The organism is Idiomarina sp. 017G (assembly GCF_004362265.1).
Classification (GTDB): Bacteria; Pseudomonadota; Gammaproteobacteria; order Enterobacterales; family Alteromonadaceae; genus Idiomarina; species Idiomarina loihiensis.
In genome coordinates, this window is record NZ_SNWT01000001.1 from 558,847 (window position 1) to 578,832 (window position 19,986).

Below are 19,986 nucleotides of genomic sequence, written 5' to 3' on the forward strand. Positions count from 1 at the left end.
TAAAGCGTTTCAGGTTATACTAGTTACAGTTACCGAAGAAGAGATGAGAAAAGCTCACTATGCAGTTATTTGTGAATGATTTGACCGTTATTGATTGCTCTTACTTATGCCCGGAAAGGGGGATAGTTGGTGAGAGCTGGATTGTTGATATCGTGCTGGATGGCGCGTTAAATGAGCAATCTATGGTGCTCGACTTTGGTCGGGTTAAAAAGCAGGTTAAAGCCATTATCGATAACTCGGTTGACCATAAATTGGTCGTACCGGCAGAGCATTCGTATACAAAAGTAACGCACAACTCTGATGACAGCGCTAACTGGGTCGATTTTCTGCGCCCGGAACAAGGTTCTATTCATCTGTTTTGCCCGGCCGATGCCTTTGCCTTTATCGATGCAGATGTTGTCTCCATAGAGACAGTAACGGACTACCTGAAAGCTGTTATAAAGCGCGAATTACCGGTTAATGTCGAAGGTCTGCAATTGTTTCTGAGGCCAGAAAATATCGACGGTTTTTACTATCACTACACACATGGTTTGAAAAAGCACGACGGTAATTGCCAACGTATTGCTCATGGTCATCGTTCAAAAATTCAAATTCGACTGGATAACATTCGCCAACCGGTGTTGGAAAAAGAATGGTCAGATAAATGGGAAGACATCTATCTAGGCACTACCGAAGATCTTCGTTCAAAGAAAGAACTGACGCTGTCCGAGGCTGCAACGTCTGTAACCAGCGACTCGACTCATACCTATTACAGCTATGTTGCCGACCAGGGGCTGTTTGAGCTTATTGTTCCGAATGCAGAGAACTTTGTTATAGAGACAGACTCAACAGTTGAGTGTATTGCGGATTTTCTCGCTGCAGAAATTAAATCTAAGCATGCGGGTCAGGCTGTAGAAGTTCGCGCCTTCGAAGGGGTAGGAAAAGGAGCAATAGCCTATGCGTAAAATGATTGTTGCCGCTGCTTTAGCGCTGTGTTCGGCGAATGTGGCCTCAGCCGATGAGCCTTTATCGTTAGAAATAAAAGGGTCTTTAACTCAGGGGGCTTTAATTCTGGCTAAATCTGAGCCTGGTGTTACTGCAACACTGAACGGCGAAGCTCTGCAGGTAACCGAGCAGGGGTATATTGTTTTTGGTTTTCCGCGCAAGGCTGAATTAGAAAACACCTTAGTTGTCAGTAAAGGCGAGAAAACTATCACTAAGGAACTCAAACTAGAGCCTCGTGAATACAAGATTGATCGTGTCGATGGTGTACCGCAAAAGACCGTGACACCAGATCCTGAACAGGTAAAACGAGCCAGAAAAGAAGCGGAAAAGGTTTGGTTAGCCAGACAAAAAGAAACCACACGAACGGACTTTTTGACTGCAATTACTAAGCCCGCCGAAGGCCGCATTAGTGGTGTTTACGGCAGTCAGCGAATTTTTAATGGCGAGCCCCGCAATCCACACTATGGGGAAGATATCGCCGGGCCAACAGGGACTCCGGTTAAAGCGCCGTGGCCGGGTGAGGTTGTGCTGGCTGAACCTGATTTATTTTACTCAGGCGGTACCATCATTATTGAACATGGTTATAAAGTGAACACAACCTATTTGCACCTGAGTGAGCTGCATGTCGAGGTTGGTGACAAAGTTGAGCAGGGCGACTCAATTGGTGCTATCGGTGCCACAGGCCGTGCTACGGGACCTCACCTGGACTGGCGGGTTAACTGGGGAAATGAACGGTTAGATCCGGCCTTACTTCCCCAGCTTTATCAGGATTAACCGGAAGGCGTTAACCAGCCTTTCAGCTTATCTGGTTGTTCTACGCTTAAAACATAGCTGCTTTTAGCCGGTTCTTGCCAGGTAAGCTCCAGTGTCATTAGCTCGTCGCGGCGAAACGCATGAATCGTAACCGTATCTCCGGGAATATATCGCTCCAGAATTCGTTTAACCGACTGCTCGGTTGCCTGCAAATGGTCAATTGCGATGATTTTGTCGCCTGCAGAAAGACCTGCGTGATAAGCGCTTTCATCATGATACACGTTAATAACGTCCAGACCCTGCGACGACGCTTTGTACTTAGCTCCAAAGTTGACACGAGCAGGCTGCTCTGATGCTTTTCCACCGAAGCTGTTATCATCAACGGGCACCTGTTTTTGAACCATAACGCCAAAGTTTTGCAGCAACTCCACAAGCGACAGCGATTCTTTGTTGTATAGGGCATCTTTCAAAAAGTCGGAAACATCAATACCGGGGTATTGATTTAGCCAGTTAATGACCGTGTCGTCAGCTGTGCCGATGGATGTTTTACCAAACTCATGCCAAAGCTCTTTCATAACTCTTGCCAGAGTCAGTTTATGATCGGATTGCAAACGCAACATGAGATCGAGACTAAGTGCTATTAAAGCCCCTTTGGCGTAGTAGCTGACAATACTGTTCGGCGCATTCTCGTTCTGCTGATAAAACTTAGTCCAGGCCAGCAAGCTCGACTCTGTCACGCTTTGTTGGTATTGCCCGGCACCACGCTCAACTCGCGACAGAGTGTCACCCAAAAGCTTTAAATAACGTTTTTCGTCGATAATGCCGCTAGTGTGCAAAAGGTAGTCGTCAAAGTAGGATGTCATACCTTCGTAGAACCAGAGTTGCTCAGTGTACGACTCTTTATCCAACTGATAAGGAAGAAAAGCCTGTGGCTTCAGAGTTTTAATATTCCAGCTGTGAAAGTATTCGTGGCAACACAGACTTAAAAAGGTCTGATAGTTGTCATTCATTTCGTATTGATGAGCGCTGATTAAATCTTTACGGCTGCAAAGCAATGCGGTTGAATTTCTATGCTCCAGTCCGCCAAAACCACTTCCTACCACCATGGTCAGGAAGGTATAAGACTGAAAAGGTGCTTCCTCAAATAAGCTAATTTGAGTTTCGCAAATTTTGGCTAAATCCGCCGTTATACGCGAGGTATCAGCATAATGGCGGCCGCTTAAGACCAGAGAGTGCTTAATGCCGTGAGCAATAAACTCTTCGATGGTTAAGTCACCAATTAAAAAAGGATAGTCAATTAACGCATCATAATCATCGGCCCGGAAGCATCCCCAGGAATGTGCTTGCCCATTTTTCCGGGGCATCCCGGTTGCGACCTTCCACTGTGGAGCTTCTGGCGGCGCATGCAAATGTAGCTCGCAGGGAAGGTCGGTTTGTCCCTCAACAGCAAGGCACAGACTGGTATTATTAAAGAAGCCCTGAAACTGATCCAGATAAGCCGAACGAACCGATAAGTCCCAGGCGTATACCTGATAGTGCACAGTAACAGGATGCTTCGAACGAGCCAGTTGCCAGCGGTTCTTACTTATTTGTTTAACCGCCAGAGAATGGCCGTTACTCTCGGCGTGCAAGCCAATAATGTGCTTACTAAAATCCCGTATTAAATAACTGCCCGGAATCCAGTTTGGTAACCAGAGTTCCTGCTCATCATTGGTTTGTTCAATAGTGAGAGTGACATTAAATAAATGCCCATGTAAATCGATGGGTGTTATATCGTAAGCGATCAAGAGACTCTCCTTTGCTTGACACAGCCTGACAACTAGCGATCATAGTAACATATTGATTCATCGCAAAGAGACCCCTATGCCAAGCAAAATTTCGCAGCTCGTTACAGGTCAGAAAATAGAAGTTCAGCTGTCCAGTTCGAACGTTCCTGCTCGGTTTTATTCAGAGTTTATTGGCGCGGTTAACGAGCGCTGGGTTATCGTTAATATGCCTGACGCACGTAAATACAATGACATGCGTGATCTTTTGCAGGAAAAAACCCCGGTCATTGTCCGCTTTGTTCTGGAAAACGAAAGTGGTGAAATTTGCGCGTTTCGCAGTGAAATAAGCTATGTCATCTCGCACCCAACAAAAATGCTCTTTATCATGTGGCCAAATCAGATTGAGCACCGGGTTATTAGAAAAGGGCGCCGGTTCGACGCCTTTCTGCCCGCTTCAGTTTCAGGGCAGTCAATAAAAGGTGAAGAGAAAACTTTCAGGGGACACGTGCTGGATGTATCTGAGAGCGGATGTCGTCTTAAGCATGAAAAGCCCGAAGGGAAAATAGACGAGCTTTGGGAAAATGGCAGCAAAATTGTTCTTAAAATAGAACAGAAAAATAACGGCGACTTAACTCTTAAAGCTATAGTCCGGCAAGTAAAGCAAGTGGATGACCAGCTTGAGTTAGGTGTCCAGTTTATGGGGAACCAGAAGGACGAGGTTAACTCTCTTTTCTCCGGAAGCCTGGTGGATATTGACGAGTTATCGCGTTTAGAGTCCTCAACATAATGGAAAAACCGATAAAAACGCAGTGGCAATTATTGATGGATAACCGTAACCGGTTCTTCTGGTTGCTGCAGGCGGGAGGCTGGATAGGTTATGCGTTAGTGAACTACATAGGGTCACTAATGCATGAAATGCGGGATATCTACACCCTCATTATTATTTTGGGGGCGTATGCCGGCTTTTTGAGTACCATTCCGCTCCGCTATTTGTACCGGCGTATATGGGAATTTCCCCCGGCGCTTATGGTTTTAATTGCCATTGTGGTTTCCTATGTTACCGCCGTGGCCTGGGCCATTGTTGATAACGCAACTTACTGGGAAATTTATAAATTTGGGTTTCGCCCGGACAGTCCTTTTTTCTATTTGAAAAACAGTTTGGCCAAGTTTTACATCATTCTTAGCTGGAGCGGGCTTTATTTTGGTATTAAGTATTATCAGATGCTGCAGGAGGAGAAGCAAAAAGCGTTACTGGCTTCATCTATGGCGCATCAGGCGCAGTTGAAAATGCTGCGATATCAGCTCAATCCGCACTTTTTGTTTAATACCTTAAACGCAATTTCTACGCTTATTTTGCTAAAAGAGAATGAGAAAGCGAATTTAATGGTGAATAAGCTAAGCCACTTCCTGCGTTTTTCGTTAGATAATGAACCGATTAAAAAAGTGACTTTGGAAAAAGAAGTGGATGCGCTGCTTTTGTATCTGGATATCGAAAAAGTACGTTTTGACGAGCAGCTTGAAATTGATATTCATTTGTCAGATGAAACTAAGAATGCTCTGGTTCCTAGCTTAATCTGCCAGCCTTTAATCGAGAACTCAATTAAGTACGCCATTTCAAATGTAGAAGGGGTGGGGAAAATCAGAGTTCGTTCCTGGTCAGAAAAAGAGAACCTTATTCTGGAGGTGTGTGATAATGGGCCGAAAATAGAAACCGATCCGGAAAAGCTATTCCGCAAAGACGGTGTCGGGCTTAATAACACTCGCCAAAGGCTTAAATCCTTATATGGCAAGCAGTATCGCTTTGAAATGCTAAAGGGTGCTGAGAGCGGTCTTTGTGTTCGTATTACCATTCCGATGGAAATGTTGGAGAGTCAAAGATGAATCGATTGAAAACCCTGGTTATTGACGATGAGCCCCTCGCCAGAAAGGGGTTGGCTATTCGTTTACAGGCGTTTGAGCAACTGCAGTTAATGCCCGAGTGCAAAAGCAGCAGGGAAGCCGTCGATATCATTATCGAAAATAAACCTGATCTGATTTTTCTCGATATACAAATGCCCGGGCTTAATGGCTTTGAAGTATTAAAAGCTGTGCAGGAGAAGGGACATGAGTTGCCAGTCGTTGTTTTTGTAACAGCTTATGACACCTACGCTATCAAAGCCTTTGAAGTCAGGGCGTTAGATTATTTGTTGAAGCCCGTTGATGACGACCGCTTGGCTGAATGCGTTAACCGAGTTATAAGCGAGCATCAGACGGTTAACGACGAGCACCAGGAAAAACTGATCAGTTTAGTTGCGGAGGTAACCGGGCAAGATACGCATACTCTATTACAGAAGCTGGCTTCAGGCGAAAGTATTACCGCAGACCAATATCCGGAATATATCGCTATAAAGGACAGCGGTGAGATAACCCGGGTTGCCGTCAAAGACATTAAGTGGATTGATGCCGCTGGAGATTACATGTGTATACATGCCGGTGACGATACCCACATTCTGCGACGCACAATGAAAGAACTGGAGCAGGACTTAAACCCTAAGCTGTTTCAGCGGGTTCATCGTTCCGCCATTGTTAACATTAAACAGGTTGAAAAGCTCTGTAACCAACAAAATGGCGAATATCATTTACAATTAAAAAATGGTCAAAAACTGAAAGTAAGTCGTAGTTATAAAGACCGTATTAAACAACTTATTCTGAGCTAATCATGTATCGACTGCTGGCAGTAATAACCTTTTTAATCCTGATAGCAGGGTGTACGGCGAACCTTGGCTACAAGTTTGCTGACACTCTGGTTGAGTGGAAAGTAAAGGATTACGTTGACTTAACCGGTGAGCAGGAAGAGCTGCTAGCAGAGAAAGTTGATGAAATGCATCTTTGGCATGCACAAACTCAGCTCCCGTTGTACAGAGATGAACTGAAAAACCTGAGAGATAAGGTCGATAAGCAGACGCTGAGCAAAAACGATATCAGCAAATTTGAAGATAAGCTCTGGACGTTCTGGGATAATGTTTTAGTACGAACAGAAGCCGAAGCGGGCTTATTAGCGACTCTTTCACTCAAACAACGGCAACAACTTATCCGTCGATTAGAAGAAGCGCAGGAAGAGCGTTATCAGCGCTTTCAGGACGACCAGGAAGAGAACCCGATACTAAGAAGGCTGGACCGCATTTCGGAAGTGGAAGAGGACTTAGAAGATATTATCGGTTCTCTGACTAAAGAGCAGGATAAGTTATTACGCAGCTGGGTGGCTGATTCTCCTGAATTACGTGAGCAATGGTTAAGCTATCGCTCAAATTGGTTAGGTGAATTTGAGAAAGCGTTGCTGAAGCAACCTGTAGATGAAAATCAATTATCAGCATTGATTCTTGACCCACAACAATTAAGAAGCGAAGAGCTTCAGCAAAAAGCGGATAAAAATAGCCAGCTTCGTAAAGAGTTCTTGTGGGATATATATCAGAGCCTGACTGGGGAACAACGTAAAAAAGTGATAGAAAAGGCCGATGAATACATCGACCTTCTTGATTCTTTAATTAATGATTTTAACGATTAACGAACTTCTATCATCTTACAGGTATTACTTGAGCCCACGGTTTCCATTACATCGCCGTGGGTTAGTATGATTAAATCACCGGCTTTTATGTGTCCACTTTTTTTCACTACCTCAATAGCTTCAGTTATCGGATTACTGACACTAGTAGAATCGAAATCTATAGGGTAAACACCACGGTATAAAGCTGATTTGTCGCGACTTTGCGGATGGCGGGATAATGCAAATATCGGTAAATGGGAAGTAATTCTCGACATAAGCTTGGCAGTAAAACCGGATTCAGTTAACGCTATAATGGCCTTGACCCCATTCAAGTGGGTGGCTGCGTACATGGCAGACATGGCTGTCGCCTCGGTAATGCTGGAAAACATTTCTTCCAGATCCTGGTGGCGTAACTGAGCGGTTGGATGTGTTTCTGCACCCAGGCAAATTTCAGCCATGGCTTTTACGGTTGCTACCGGATGTTTACCGGCAGCCGTCTCAGCCGACAGCATTACGGCATCTGTACCATCCAATACGGCGTTGGCAACATCCATCACTTCGGCGCGGGTTGGCATTGGGTTTTCAATCATCGACTCCATCATTTGAGTCGCGGTAATAACCACACGGTTTAGTTGGCGTGCACGCGAAATAATTTGTTTTTGCTTACCCACCAATTGCGCATCACCAATTTCAACGCCTAAATCGCCACGGGCAACCATAACGGCATCGGATGCTCTGATAATGTCATCTAATGCATGTTCGCTGGCAACGGCTTCTGCGCGTTCAATTTTAGCGCATAATACGCCTTGTCCACCAGCTTCGCGGAGCAAGTGCCGAGCCTGGTTAATATCATCGCCAGAGCGAGGGAATGAAACCGCAAGGTAATCTACATTGATTTCTGCTGCGAGCTTAATATCGGCTAAATCTTTTTCCGTTAATGCGGCAGCTGACAAACCACCACCCTGACGGTTAATACCTTTATTATTAGAAAGCACGCCGCCAACGGTGACTTCTGTTTTAACCTGGCTACCATCAATTTCTTCAACTTTTAACTGGATACGACCATCATCCAGTAAGAGAAGATCGCCGGGACTGACATCTGTTGGCAGGTCTTTATAGTCGAGGCCAACACGTTCCTGATTGCCGCTGTCTTTTCCAAGCGCAGCGTCTAAAATGAACTTATCACCGACAGCCAACGTAATTTGTTTTTGTTGAAAGCGCGCAACTCGAATTTTTGGTCCCTGCAAGTCGCCTAAAATGGCAATATGGGCGTTTAATTCCCGGGCAATTTTTCTGACCATGGAAGCGCGCTGCTTGTGATCGTCACCATTGCCGTGAGAAAAGTTTAAACGAACAACATTGGCACCCGCTTTTATTAACTCTCTGAGTGTTTCCTCAGAGTCAGTGGCAGGCCCGAGAGTAGTTACAATTTTGGTACGACGAAGCATGCAAAACCTCAGCAAATTTACCCATGAATTTAAGCTTAAGTTTAGCACATGGACTGTTACAGTAGTACGAAATTTAATTGAAAGATAAAGGAGTTAAGCAAATATGAGTGAACACGACTGGAGTAACAGAAATGAACAGGAGTGGCGCGAAATATTAGGCGATGAAGCTTATTATGTACTGAGAGAAAAGGGCACTGAACGGCCGTTTTCCGGAAAGTATTTAAGCTGTGATAAAGACGGCGTTTACCATTGTGCCGGTTGCGGTCAGAAACTTTTTGAAGCAGGACATCAATTTGATGCACATTGCGGCTGGCCAAGTTTTGATGAAGCCATAAAAGGCTCAATTGACTATGTAAAAGATTCAAGCCATGGCATGACTCGTACTGAAATACTCTGCAGTCAATGTGGTGGGCATTTGGGCCACGTATTTGACGATGGCCCAACAGAAACTGGACAACGCTATTGCGTTAACTCACTAGCGATGCGTCACGAAGACGATGAGTAGTAACCGCGGAATTTACCCTCTTCAATTTTATCGACAATCGCTTCAGCGCGATCATCCCAGTCGTCGTATTGGTCTTCGCTGGCATTAACAATTGATTTCATACTGTTTTTATCCAGGTTTTTCTGGCCGAACTGCCAGGCAACCTGGGACCAGACATAAGCTTCAGGGCCATTGCCTTCTTTTAAATACATAGAAACTAGAGTTGAAGGTATTTCAGGATTTACTTTGTCATCGGGACGATACAGCCGGAGCGCGCTGTAAAGAAGCTCAAAGGTTTTTTCCGAGTCTTTCTTGGTATAATAGGTGGCTAACGCTAGTTTAAGTTCAGGCGTTTCCATTTGTTTGCTGCCCTCTAGTGCGAGAAGCTTATCCAGTGCTTCATGGTCGCTTCGGTTGGCCCAATGCCAGTATAGCCATAGAGGGTGTTCGGAATCGGCGGTCTCGTCAGCCAGCTTCTCTATATTTTTTCGTGAGTTAATAAAGGCCTCTAAACGATCCGACTGCTTCTGTTTTGATTTTGTCATTTCAAGTGTTGCAGCCAGCTCGATACATTTTGAGTACTTTTCCAGATCCCGCATGACGAAATACTGGTTTTCGCTCGTATCGTTTAGACTACGTTCATAACGACTGTAAATAAATTCGCTACGTTCTACGTTGCACCAGTTATCGGTATTTAAATCGCTACAAATACCAGGAGTAGACTCGCAGATTTTACTGACTGACGGCTTTCCTTCCATACATCCGGTTAAAGCGAGAGCAGCACTTGTAATAACAATTTTTTTTAGCATAGATATCAACATTTTTTTTGTGAAACACAATTGTTCCGTAAAATTGGCTTCATGCCAAGCTTTTCAGTACAATATCGCGGTTTTTAAGCGTAGCACTTTATAAGCTCACAGACATTACCATAGAGGACAGGGCTCACTATGAACTCTAACCAGCAAGATCCAACCTTATCAAGTTGGCAGGAACGTCAGGAATTCGCCGAGCAAATGCAACCTTTGCTTGGGAAGTTGTACCGGAACTTCGGTGTTGAAATTTTGGTTTATGGCCGTTCATTACTGAACGTATCGACCATTAATATTATTAAGGCACACCGTCTTATTCTTCGCCACGAAGGGCAGAAAGTTCGTTTACGCGAAAGCTTTCCGTTCTTGCAGGCTATGGCAGAGCTGAAACTGTCCCCGGCACGCGTTGATTTGGGCAAACTGGCCTATGGCTACTTGTTTGGAGATAAAGCTGATGGTTTGTCGGTTACAGATTACGTCAAACGTGAGTTAGCGGACATCATTGATTCAGAAGATAATATCGAACCTCGCGACGTGGTTTTATATGGTTTTGGACGGATAGGGCGCTTATTGGCTCGTCAGTTAATTGAACGTAATGGTGGCAACAATAAAATGCGCTTACGTGCCATTGTTGTTCGTGGCGGTCGCGATGGTGATTTAGAAAAGCGGGCAAGTTTACTGCGTCGTGACTCAATCCATGGTTTATTCAATGGTTCAATAACCGTTGATCACGATAGCCAGAGCATAAAAGCTAACGGTACCAGTATTAAAGTGATTTACTCTAATGGACCGGACCAAGTGGATTATACCCAGTACGGTATTAATAACGCGATTGTTATCGATAATACCGGTATCTGGAAAGATGAAGATGGCCTGGGTCTGCACCTGAAATCAAAAGGTGTTGATAAAGTGCTTCTGACGGCCCCGTCAAAAGGTGATATCAAGAATATCGTGTTTGGCGTGAACGATAAAATGATCGAAGACAGTGATAAAATTGTTTCTGCAGCAAGCTGCACAACCAATGCAATTACTCCTGTGCTCAAAGCAATAAATGACGAGTTTGGTATTCGTAATGGTCACGTAGAAACGGTTCACTCGTACACTAACGATCAGAACCTGATTGATAACTATCATACTGCAGAACGTCGCGGTCGCTCAGCGCCTCTGAACATGGTTATTACCTCTACCGGAGCGGCTAAAGCCGTTGCTAAAGCGCTTCCTGAAATGGCGGGTAAACTGACAGGTAATGCCATTCGCGTACCGACCCCGAATGTGTCAATGGCAATAATGAATCTGAACTTTGAAAAGTCGACAAGTCGCGATGAATTAAACGATTATCTGCGTCAGGTTTCTTTGCATTCAGAATTGGCTAACCAAATTGATTACACTGCTTCGACTGAAATCGTTTCTTCAGACTTAGTGGGTTCACGTCATGCTGGTGTAGTTGACTCTCAGGCAACAATAGTTGAAGACGACAGAGCCGTGCTGTACGTTTGGTATGATAACGAATTTGGTTATAGTTGCCAGGTTATTCGTGTGGCTGAAGCTATGGCCGGACTTAAGGTTCCTAATTTACCAAAATAATTGAAAAGCGCCTGCGGGCGCTTTTTTTCTACTCACTTTCTCAGAAACAACACATAAAGGTGAAGTATGCATATCACTGCAAACTTTGACAGTGGCAATATTCAAGTTATCAGCTCAGACAATGCCGATAACATTCGTTTAGCTATCAAAAAAGATCATCAATCTGATTTTTACCAATGGTTCCATTTTAAGCTGTTTGCTGAAGCCGGCGAAGAGCACGTGATGACCATTGAAAACGCTTCTGACTCTGCGTATCCGGATGGTTGGAAAGAATACCAGGCACTCGCCTCATATGATCGTGAAACCTGGTTCCGGGTTCCGACCGAGTACAATGGCAAAGAGCTGACTATTCGTCATACACCAGAGCAAGAAAGCGTCTATTATGCGTATTTCATTCCTTATTCTTACGAGCGTCATCAAGACCTGATTCAATCAGCTCAACAGTCAATTGATTGTTATCACGAGCTATTAGGAGAAACGATAGACGGCCGCGAATTAAACTTATTGGTTATAGGTGAACCCGCTGAGCACAAAAATACCATTTGGGTAACTGCACGCCAGCATCCTGGTGAGTCAATGGCTGAGTGGTTTATGGAAGGCTTAATTACACGTTTACTAGACGACGAAGATGGCGTGGCCCGTAAGTTGTTAGACGAGAACGTTTTCTACGTCGTACCAAACATGAACCCAGATGGTAGCGTTCGTGGGCATCTTAGGACTAACGCTGTTGGTACTAACCTGAACCGCGAATGGGCGGAACCAAGCCTGGAAAAAAGCCCGGAAGTTTTTTATGTGCTAAAACGCATGCAGGAAACCGGTGTTGATATGTTTCTTGATGTGCACGGTGATGAAGCTTTGCCTTATAACTTTGTCGCAGGCTGTGAAGGTATTCCTTCATATGACGAGCGCCATAAAGACTTAGAAGACACTTTCAAGTCAGCCTTTTTAGCAGCAACTCCAGAGTTCCAGACGAAGTATGGTTATGAGCTGGATGAGCCGGGTAAAGCGAATATGACAGTCGCAAACTCAGCGGTGGGTGAGCGCTTCAAGTGTTTATCTTATACGTTGGAAATGCCGTTTAAAGACAATGCAGACTTACCTGACGAAGATTTCGGCTGGTCAGTAGCTCGTTGTCAGCGTTTAGGAGAAGATGTTTTAACCGCAATATTGGCAGTCTCACCAAAATTGCGTTAAAACTAGAGTTGGATCACAAAATAATAACAACAAAAGGGGGTCTTCCTTGGAAGCGCTCAACAATTTTTTGCTTTGGATTGACGGGTTTTTAGGCTCTGCAGCCTATTTCCCGTTTCTTTTGCTCGGTGTGGGATTATTTTTCTCACTGTATCTTGGTTTTCCTCAGGTACGCTATTTCAGACATGCCTGGAGAGTACTGGCCGGCAAATTCGATAAAAAAGACTCACAAGGTGATACCAGTCACTTCCAGGCCTTATCGACCGCGTTATCAGGTACTGTAGGTACCGGTAATATTGGTGGTGTTGCACTTGCGATATTCCTGGGTGGCCCGGCGGCTATTTTCTGGATGTGGATGACGGCATTCCTCGGTATGACCACGAAGTTTGTCGAAGTGACCTTGTCACATAAATACCGTGTAAAAACCGAAGATGGCACTATGGCTGGCGGACCAATGTACTACATGGATCGCCGCCTTAATATGAAATGGTTAGCGGTTATCTTTGCCATTGCGACTATTGTTAGTTCCTTTGGCACCGGAAATATGCCGCAAATTAATAACATTGCGCAGTCAATGGAACAGACTTTCTCAATTGATCCGGTCTGGACAGGGGCTATCCTCTCTATTTTACTGGCAATGGTCATTATTGGTGGCATCAAGCGAATAGCAGCGGTTACCTCGAAAATTGTTCCTATTATGGGAATTGTTTATGTCATTGGTTCTTTGAGCGTTATTTTCTTCAATATCGATAATATAGGCTCATCTTTCGTTTCTATTTTCACTGACGCTTTCACCGGTTCAGCGGCGGCAGGCGGCTTCCTTGGCGCCAGCTTCGCCTATGCCTTTAACCGTGGTGTAAACCGTGGCTTATTCTCGAACGAAGCGGGCCAGGGTTCTGCTCCAATTGCACACGCATCAGCTAAAGCCAAAGATCCTGTTGCTGAAGGTTTGGTTTCAATTCTTGAGCCTTTCCTGGATACCATCCTAATCTGTACCTTAACCGGTCTGGTTATTCTGTCTTCCGGAGTTTGGACTGAGAAGTTTGAAAATAACTTTGCCAGAAGCGATCTGGACTTCGTTGTTGGTGAGTACAATGACGTTGACAAAGAAGATCGCCAGGAGCTTTACAGATACCTGAACGACTACGACGACACTGAAATCAAACGCTATTCGGGTACGCTGAATGTTGTTGATGGTAAGGCGCAGACTGATGGTGAAATCACTATTTTGCATGCGCGCTCGGTTGCTGAAGACGTGCGTTTCATTATTGCCGGAGAAGATGCTTACAATGGTCAGGTGAAAATTGAAAATGGCAACTTGATTAAAGAAGACATTGAAGTTGTCGGCAAATCACTAGTGCATTCCGCAGCTCTAACCTCACTGGCTTTTGCTAATGGGTATTTCGGAGACTATGGGCAGTACATTATTCCTATTACCTTATTGATGTTTGCCTTTTCAACGGCTATTGCCTGGTCTTATTACGGTGACAGGGCGGTTGTTTATCTGGTCGGCCAAAAGGGTGTTATGCCTTACCGTATACTTTATGTCGCAGGCTTTTTCTGGGCGTCATTTGCAGATACCACCTTAGTTTGGACAGCTTCTGCTGTCGCTATTGTCTTAATGACATTACCTAACTTACTGGGTATGATTTTGCTGCATCGGGAAATGAAATCAACGGTTAAGTCTTATTGGAAAGACTTTGGCGACGCCGACAAGAAAAAGTAATAGAATAAGCATCAATTAAAGCAAAACGGTCAACTTAAAGTTGGCCGTTTTATTTTTTATTCCCTCGCAATGCTTGAAATTGAGAGCAAAAGCCTTATATTGCAAGGACTACATAAGAGATAGGTAGTTTATGGCGTTAACACAATGTCCTTCGTGTAATAAGCGAATTTCAAGCAAAGTAAAAGAGTGCCCGCATTGCCAGTTTGTTCTGGCTGGTCAGTCTAAAGATGATATAGAGCGTGAAGCCATACGGATAAAGCAGGAAAAATCCGATAAGCTGGTTTCCCGTTCAATGCTCGCCTTACTGATATCGATTGCCGCTTTTACTTATTTATTCCTTCAGCAACCCATGCCAAAAACTTGGCAATACAGCGTTGCCGTTGGCTTAATGGTCGGGGGATTAGTTTGGTTTATAATCAACCGCGTGCAGCTTGTCTTTTTAAAAAAGAAAAAGCGGTAAACTATGCAATTCGACGACTTAATTAAAAGTATGAATCAGGACATTTACGAGCGTCTGGTTCAGGCGGTTGAAACCGGTAAATGGCCAGATGGTAATCGTTTAACTGATGAGCAACGTGAAAACTCTATTCAATTGGTTATGGCTTACCAGGCTAGATACGCCAGCACAGAGGAAGCTTTTACTATTGGTGCTAACGGCGAAATAATTACGAAAACCAAACGGCAATTAAAAGAGGAGTTCAAAACTGACTCTGGCGAACAAATTGCTCGTTTCAAACTCGACCAACAAGAAGGCGAATTATGAGCTCTCAGCTGTATTCTGACTTATTAGCCCAAAGCCGGGCCTTAACAGAAGGTGAGCCCGATTTAATTGCAAATCTTGCGAATATCTCTGCGCTACTCTATGAGCACATTGAAGACATTAACTGGCTAGGTTTCTACCTTACCCGTTCCGATAACGAGTTGGTGTTAGGTCCTTTTCAGGGCCGCGTCGCTTGTGTTCGTATTCCTTTTGGCAAGGGCGTTTGCGGCGTTGCTGCAGAAACCCAAACCTGCCAGAGAGTTGAAGATGTTCACCAATTTGCCGGGCATATAGCTTGTGACTCAGCATCAAACAGTGAAGTTGTTGCACCTATAGTCGTTAATGGTAAAACCGTCGCGGTACTGGATGTCGATAGCCCGTCGGTGGGGCGCTTTAGTGAAGAAGACGCAAAAGCCATTCAGGCTATTGCTGACTACTGCCAAACTCTGAATTGGCAAGGGTTGCAGTCATAATATGTTTGTTGAATTCGATATTCACAGTTATTTAGTAACCAAACAAGATGTTATTTTCTTTGAAGAGCATGAAGAAGAAGCCGCTGATAAAATAAATGAAATGCTGCATCTTATTAATGCATTACGAGAGGATGACGATACAACAGAGCAGCTTGAAGAAATGGTTCGCCGTACTTTGTACGACTGGATTGAAGAGCCTGCATTGCTAGATTTGTCATTTGATGAAATGGACGACTATGTTCGAAACTTAATGAAAGTTGTCCGCGAACAGGAAGAAGAATGGAATGAGTGAACCTGAAAAGCTGACGAAAAGTAAAGATGTCATTGCCTATTTAGCCGAACAGTTTCCAGACTGTTTTACTATTAAAGGCGATGCCAAACCTTTAAAAATTGGTATTTTTGAGGATTTGGCGAAACGCCTTGAGGACGATGACAAAGTAAGTAAAACACGTTTAAGAACGGCTCTGCGTCATTACACCAATAGCTGGCGGTATCTATACAGCGTTAAAACGGGTGCTCAGCGAGTGAATTTAGACGGCGAGCAGGTAGAAGCTGTAACAGAAGAACATCAGCAGCATGCACAAGAGACTTTAAAAGAATCTAAAGCTAAAGTTGCAGAGAAAAACAAAGCAACCAACAAGGCTGCAGCTAAAAAAGCTCCGGCTAAAGATAAACCTGAAAATACAGCAAAAGCTAAACCGAAAACCGCAAAAAAACCGGCCAAACCAAAAGTTAAATTGGCTGATGTGGAACTCAACAAGCTTTCTGTTGGTCAACAGGTTCAGGTAAAAGCGGGGAACACCCCCATGTCAGCAACAGTTTTAGAGCTGGACAAGGACGACGTTCAAGTTCAGTTGCAAAACGGTTTAATTATGAAAGTAAAAGCAGATAAGATTTTTCTGCGCGCTTAGGAGTAGTCAATGAAACACTGGGCTGTAAAGAAATGTGCATTGGCACTGATGTGTGTTGTTCCTGTTGCGGTTGCCATACCGCCAGAGCACAAGATCAGTGAATTACCAGAGTTAGAGCAGGAAGCTCAGCATGATACAGCCAGTGAGCGTATTGCGTCCTATTTTACCCGTTATCATTTCAGTAGTTTGACGCTGGATAACGAGTTATCTGAGCAAATTCATGAGCGCTACTTTGACTTGCTGGATTACAGCAAAATGTTTCTTCTGAAAGAGGATATAGAAGCCGCCCAGGAGTATCGTCATTTGTTTGATGACATGCTGAAACGGGGGGAGCTTGATGTTGCTTACGACATTTATCAGAAAAGTCTTGAGCGACGTTTTCAGCGTTACGAGTATGCGCTGTCTATACTGGACGAAGACAAGCCCATGGATTTTTCGGTTGAGGGTGACAAGTACTACTACGATCGTGAAGATGCTGATTGGGCGGAATCCAAAGAAGAGTTGGATGAGCTTTGGCAAAACCGTGTTAAATACGATGCGCTTAATTTGAAACTGGCCGGTAAAGAGTGGCCAGAGATAGTTGAGACACTCGGCAAGCGTTATAACAGTGCATTAAATCGACTGACAAAATCGAAAAGCGAAGATGTTTTTCAAACCGTTATGAACGCGTTTGCCCGTTCAGTTGAGCCGCATACAAGTTACCTATCGCCTTCCAACTCAGAGCGCTTTCAGCAAAATATGAATCTCGAACTGGAAGGAATTGGCGCAGTACTTCAGTCAGAATACGATTACACAATAATTCGCAGTTTAGTCCCAGGCGGTCCTGCGGATAAAACCGATGAGCTTTCTCCAGAAGATAAGATCATAGCTGTAGGCCAAGGCTCCGGCGAGGATGAAGAGGAGTTTGTTGACATCATTGGCATGCGTCTGGACGATGTCGTTGAGTTAATTAAAGGACCCAAAGGAACAACCGTCCGTTTGCAGGTCTTAAAAGCCAGCCAAGGTGCCGGCGGCACTCCAAGTGAAGTTGAAATTGTCCGTGACAAGGTGAAACTGGAGGATCGTGCAGCAAAAGCCGAAGTCAAAGAGTTCGAAGAGGGGCCTTATAAAGGTCGTCGTCTTGGTGTTATCGAAATTCCTGGGTTCTACAATAACCTAACAGCTGATGTCAAAAAGCTGATTGAGGATTTAGAAAGCCAGAAAGTAGAAGGCTTAGTGATTGATTTGCGCGGTAATGGTGGCGGTGCTTTAACCGAAGCTATTGGTTTGAGCGGACTATTTATTGATAAAGGCCCAGTAGTTCAGGTGAGTGACGGGCGCGGGCGTGTCGATGTCAGTGAAGACAAAGACGGTAAAACCTACTATGACGGACCATTGTTCGTTATGGTTGACCGTTACAGTGCTTCAGCGTCTGAAATTTTTGCCGCGGCCATGCAGGATTATGAACGTGCCTTAATAATAGGTGAAAATACCTTTGGGAAAGGTACTGTGCAACAACATCGAGGACTTGCCCGGCGCTTCGATTTCTACGATAAGCCATTAGGCAGCGTTCAATATACCATTGCGAAATTCTACCGCATAGATGGTGGCAGTACACAGTTAAGAGGTGTTCAGCCAGACGTTGTTTTCCCTTCGTTTGTTGAAGCTTCAGACTGGGGTGAAAGCAAAGAAGACAACGCGTTACCCTGGGATAAAATAGATAAGGCGAGTTATAGTCCCGTTGGTGAAATTAACAGTGCTGAAGTGAAAGATTTGCAACAGCAGTTAAATCAGAGAATTGAAGATGACCCAGAATTTTCTTACATATTTGAAGAAATAGAACGTTATAGAGAAGAGAAAGATAAAACGTGGGTCAGCTTGGTGTTAACTGAGCGCGAAAAGAAACAAGAGCAGCAAAAAGCCAAGCAACTTGAGCGAGTTAACGAACGCCTGAAACGTGCGGGAAAAGAGCCAATCGAGAACGTTGAAGACGCTCCCGATGAGTTTACCGAGGTAGATCCCTTCCTCGATCAAGCCGCTTTGGTTGCATTTGATTTCATTGATAAAAATCAACTTGCCTCGAATTAAATTGACCGTTTAAAAATACCGCCTTTACGGCGGTATTTTTTTGTGCGCTTGTCATAGACCCCAGTTTTGTGGTCATATAGCGCGTTACTGAACACAAACGATTAATAATAATGACAACAAATAATCAGGCGATATCAAGCCGATGGTCAAGTCGGTTAAGTTTTATACTGGCCTCTTCAGCAGCAGCTGTTGGTTTAGGCAATATTTGGAAGTTTCCCTACGTGATGGGCGAGAACGGAGGCGGTGCCTTTGTTCTGGTGTACCTGCTTTGTATTTTAGCCATTGGCATTCCAATTATGATGGCCGAGGTGATTATTGGTCGCCGTGGCCGACACTCACCAGGCTATGCAGCCAAATCGGTCGCATTAGAGTCCGGTAAGCATCCCGCATGGCAAGTTGCAGGTTGGCTGGGAATGTTGACCGGTTATCTGGTGTTAAGTTTCTATGCGGTTATAGCCGGTTGGGCGCTGGCTTATGTCTTTAAAGCCGCGCAAGGAGTGTTTACCAAAGCTTCTGCCGAGGACATAGGTAAAACTTTTGACGCACTGCAGGCGTCACCCGGAGAATTGATGATCTGGCACAGCTTGGTTGTTATCGCTACCATTCTAGTGGTTGGCAACGGGGTTAAAAATGGTCTGGAAAGGTCAGTACGCTTCTTACTTCCCTGCATGATTGTGTTGCTGGTTTGCATTGCTGTTTATTCTGGCAGCATCGGTGATTTTTCCTCGGCTGTTAGCTTTATGTTTGAACCTGATTTCAGCAAGTTGACAGTTAACGGCGTAATGGTCGCGCTAGGCCACTCTTTTTTCACTCTGGGGCTAGCTTCTGGCGTTGTGATTATGTACGGCGCTTACTTACCGCGAGAAACCTCTATAGTACAAACCAGTGTCTGGATTGCTGTTATTGATACTTTTGTCGCGCTGTTAGCGGGACTGGCAATATTTCCTCTGGTGTTCGGTTATGGTTTAACGCCAAGTGAAGGCCCGGGTCTTATCTTTACTACCTTGCCTTTAGCTTTCAGTGAAATGCCTGCCGGAGGCTTTGTTGGAACCGTATTCTTCATTATGCTGGTTATTGCGGCGTTTACTTCCGCTATCGCCATGATTGAATCATCGGTTGCCTTTGTTTCAGAAAAATTTTCCTTAAGCCGTTGGCCGGCAACCTTAGTTTCTGGCGGAGTGCTATGGCTTCTGGGACAGTTGACTATCCATTCGTTTGCTGGCTCCGGCTGGGCTCAGTTAGACTCCGAGTGGTTAGGTAAGCCAATTGAATCACTCTTTGATATTATTGACGTTTTAACGTCGAGCTTACTGCTCCCGCTAGGCGGCCTTCTGCTCGCGCTATTAGCGGGCTGGGTAATGCGTTCGGAGTTCACGAAAGACGAACTGGATACAAAAAAGGGCATTTTCGATGTCTGGCTACTGTGCGTTAAATATATTTCTCCAGTCGCTATCATTATTATTTTTTTACAGCTGATCGGCTTTATAAAACTTTAGGTTGAATAATT

At 44.6% G+C, this 19,986-nt stretch carries 20 protein-coding genes; 17 read left to right on the plus strand and 3 right to left on the minus strand.

Annotated elements, in window-relative coordinates:
• The first annotated feature begins 59 nt into the window (after positions 1–59).
• Positions 60–944: a 6-carboxytetrahydropterin synthase gene (locus DEU30_RS02805; RefSeq protein WP_114981331.1), complete on the plus strand. Its 885-nt coding sequence runs from the start codon at positions 60–62 to the stop codon at positions 942–944.
• Positions 937–1,758, plus strand: coding sequence for a M23 family metallopeptidase (locus DEU30_RS02810; protein WP_114981330.1), 822 nt, complete (start codon positions 937–939; stop codon positions 1,756–1,758). The genes DEU30_RS02805 and DEU30_RS02810 overlap by 8 nt, the downstream gene beginning before the upstream one ends.
• Here the strand turns inward: DEU30_RS02810 and DEU30_RS02815 are convergent.
• A complete protein-coding gene (locus DEU30_RS02815; protein ID WP_114981329.1) occupies positions 1,755–3,524 on the minus strand; it encodes a PDZ domain-containing protein in 1,770 nt (589 codons plus the stop codon). The two genes, DEU30_RS02810 and DEU30_RS02815, sit on opposite strands and share 4 nt — an antisense overlap.
• 76 nt (positions 3,525–3,600) lie before the next feature.
• Between DEU30_RS02815 and DEU30_RS02820 the strand changes: the two genes are divergently transcribed.
• From DEU30_RS02820 to DEU30_RS02835, 4 genes are read left to right on the plus strand one after another with little or no spacing between them, the layout of a single operon-like run.
• Positions 3,601–4,290, plus strand: a complete 690-nt coding sequence (locus tag DEU30_RS02820) for a flagellar brake protein (protein WP_114981328.1) — start codon at positions 3,601–3,603, stop codon at positions 4,288–4,290.
• Entirely contained in the window at positions 4,290–5,384 is a 1,095-nt protein-coding gene (locus DEU30_RS02825; RefSeq protein WP_011234506.1) for a histidine kinase, read from the plus strand. The genes DEU30_RS02820 and DEU30_RS02825 overlap by 1 nt, the downstream gene beginning before the upstream one ends.
• Complete coding sequence (locus DEU30_RS02830) at positions 5,381–6,199, plus strand: LytTR family DNA-binding domain-containing protein (protein ID WP_011234507.1); 819 nt, start codon at positions 5,381–5,383, stop codon at positions 6,197–6,199. Before DEU30_RS02825 ends, DEU30_RS02830 begins: the two co-directional genes overlap by 4 nt.
• Positions 6,200–6,201: 2 nt before the next feature.
• Entirely contained in the window at positions 6,202–7,047 is an 846-nt protein-coding gene (locus DEU30_RS02835; RefSeq protein ID WP_011234508.1) for a DUF6279 family lipoprotein, read from the plus strand.
• Here DEU30_RS02835 and pyk read toward each other — a convergent pair.
• A complete protein-coding gene (gene pyk, locus DEU30_RS02840) occupies positions 7,044–8,474 on the minus strand; it encodes a pyruvate kinase (protein ID WP_011234509.1) in 1,431 nt (476 codons plus the stop codon). The genes DEU30_RS02835 and pyk overlap by 4 nt on opposite strands.
• Positions 8,475–8,577: 103 nt before the next feature.
• On the opposite strand from pyk, the gene msrB reads away from it, so the two are divergent.
• Positions 8,578–8,979: a peptide-methionine (R)-S-oxide reductase MsrB gene (msrB, locus tag DEU30_RS02845; protein WP_011234510.1), complete on the plus strand. Its 402-nt coding sequence runs from the start codon at positions 8,578–8,580 to the stop codon at positions 8,977–8,979.
• Here msrB and DEU30_RS02850 read toward each other — a convergent pair.
• A complete protein-coding gene (locus DEU30_RS02850; RefSeq protein ID WP_011234511.1) occupies positions 8,961–9,716 on the minus strand; it encodes a DUF2989 domain-containing protein in 756 nt (251 codons plus the stop codon). The genes msrB and DEU30_RS02850 overlap by 19 nt on opposite strands.
• Positions 9,717–9,905: 189 nt before the next feature.
• Between DEU30_RS02850 and DEU30_RS02855 the strand changes: the two genes are divergently transcribed.
• The 10 genes from DEU30_RS02855 (at position 9,906) to DEU30_RS02900 (ending at position 19,975) form a co-directional block, all read left to right on the plus strand.
• Entirely contained in the window at positions 9,906–11,351 is a 1,446-nt protein-coding gene (locus tag DEU30_RS02855; protein ID WP_011234512.1) for a glyceraldehyde-3-phosphate dehydrogenase, read from the plus strand.
• 66 nt (positions 11,352–11,417) lie between these two features.
• Entirely contained in the window at positions 11,418–12,545 is a 1,128-nt protein-coding gene (locus DEU30_RS02860) for a M14-type cytosolic carboxypeptidase (protein WP_011234513.1), read from the plus strand.
• A 46-nt stretch (positions 12,546–12,591) separates the two neighbouring features.
• Positions 12,592–14,268 carry an AGCS family amino acid carrier protein gene (locus tag DEU30_RS02865; protein WP_011234514.1) on the plus strand — a complete coding sequence of 559 codons (1,677 nt, stop codon included), beginning with the start codon at positions 12,592–12,594 and terminating at the stop codon, positions 14,266–14,268.
• 130 nt (positions 14,269–14,398) lie between these two features.
• Positions 14,399–14,728, plus strand: coding sequence for a Zn-ribbon protein (locus DEU30_RS02870; protein ID WP_011234515.1), 330 nt, complete (start codon positions 14,399–14,401; stop codon positions 14,726–14,728).
• 3 nt (positions 14,729–14,731) lie between these two features.
• Positions 14,732–15,031 carry a DUF1315 family protein gene (locus tag DEU30_RS02875; RefSeq protein ID WP_011234516.1) on the plus strand — a complete coding sequence of 100 codons (300 nt, stop codon included), beginning with the start codon at positions 14,732–14,734 and terminating at the stop codon, positions 15,029–15,031.
• Positions 15,028–15,501, plus strand: a complete 474-nt coding sequence (locus DEU30_RS02880) for a GAF domain-containing protein (protein WP_011234517.1) — start codon at positions 15,028–15,030, stop codon at positions 15,499–15,501. The genes DEU30_RS02875 and DEU30_RS02880 overlap by 4 nt, the downstream gene beginning before the upstream one ends.
• A gap of 1 nt (position 15,502) precedes the next feature.
• A complete protein-coding gene (locus DEU30_RS02885; protein WP_011234518.1) occupies positions 15,503–15,793 on the plus strand; it encodes a hypothetical protein in 291 nt (96 codons plus the stop codon).
• Positions 15,786–16,412, plus strand: coding sequence for an RNA chaperone ProQ (gene proQ, locus DEU30_RS02890; RefSeq protein ID WP_011234519.1), 627 nt, complete (start codon positions 15,786–15,788; stop codon positions 16,410–16,412). Before DEU30_RS02885 ends, proQ begins: the two co-directional genes overlap by 8 nt.
• A 9-nt stretch (positions 16,413–16,421) precedes the next feature.
• Positions 16,422–18,479 carry a carboxy terminal-processing peptidase gene (gene prc, locus DEU30_RS02895; protein ID WP_011234520.1) on the plus strand — a complete coding sequence of 686 codons (2,058 nt, stop codon included), beginning with the start codon at positions 16,422–16,424 and terminating at the stop codon, positions 18,477–18,479.
• A gap of 110 nt (positions 18,480–18,589) precedes the next feature.
• A complete protein-coding gene (locus DEU30_RS02900) occupies positions 18,590–19,975 on the plus strand; it encodes a sodium-dependent transporter (protein WP_011234521.1) in 1,386 nt (461 codons plus the stop codon).
• The last annotated feature ends 11 nt before the right edge of the window (positions 19,976–19,986 follow it).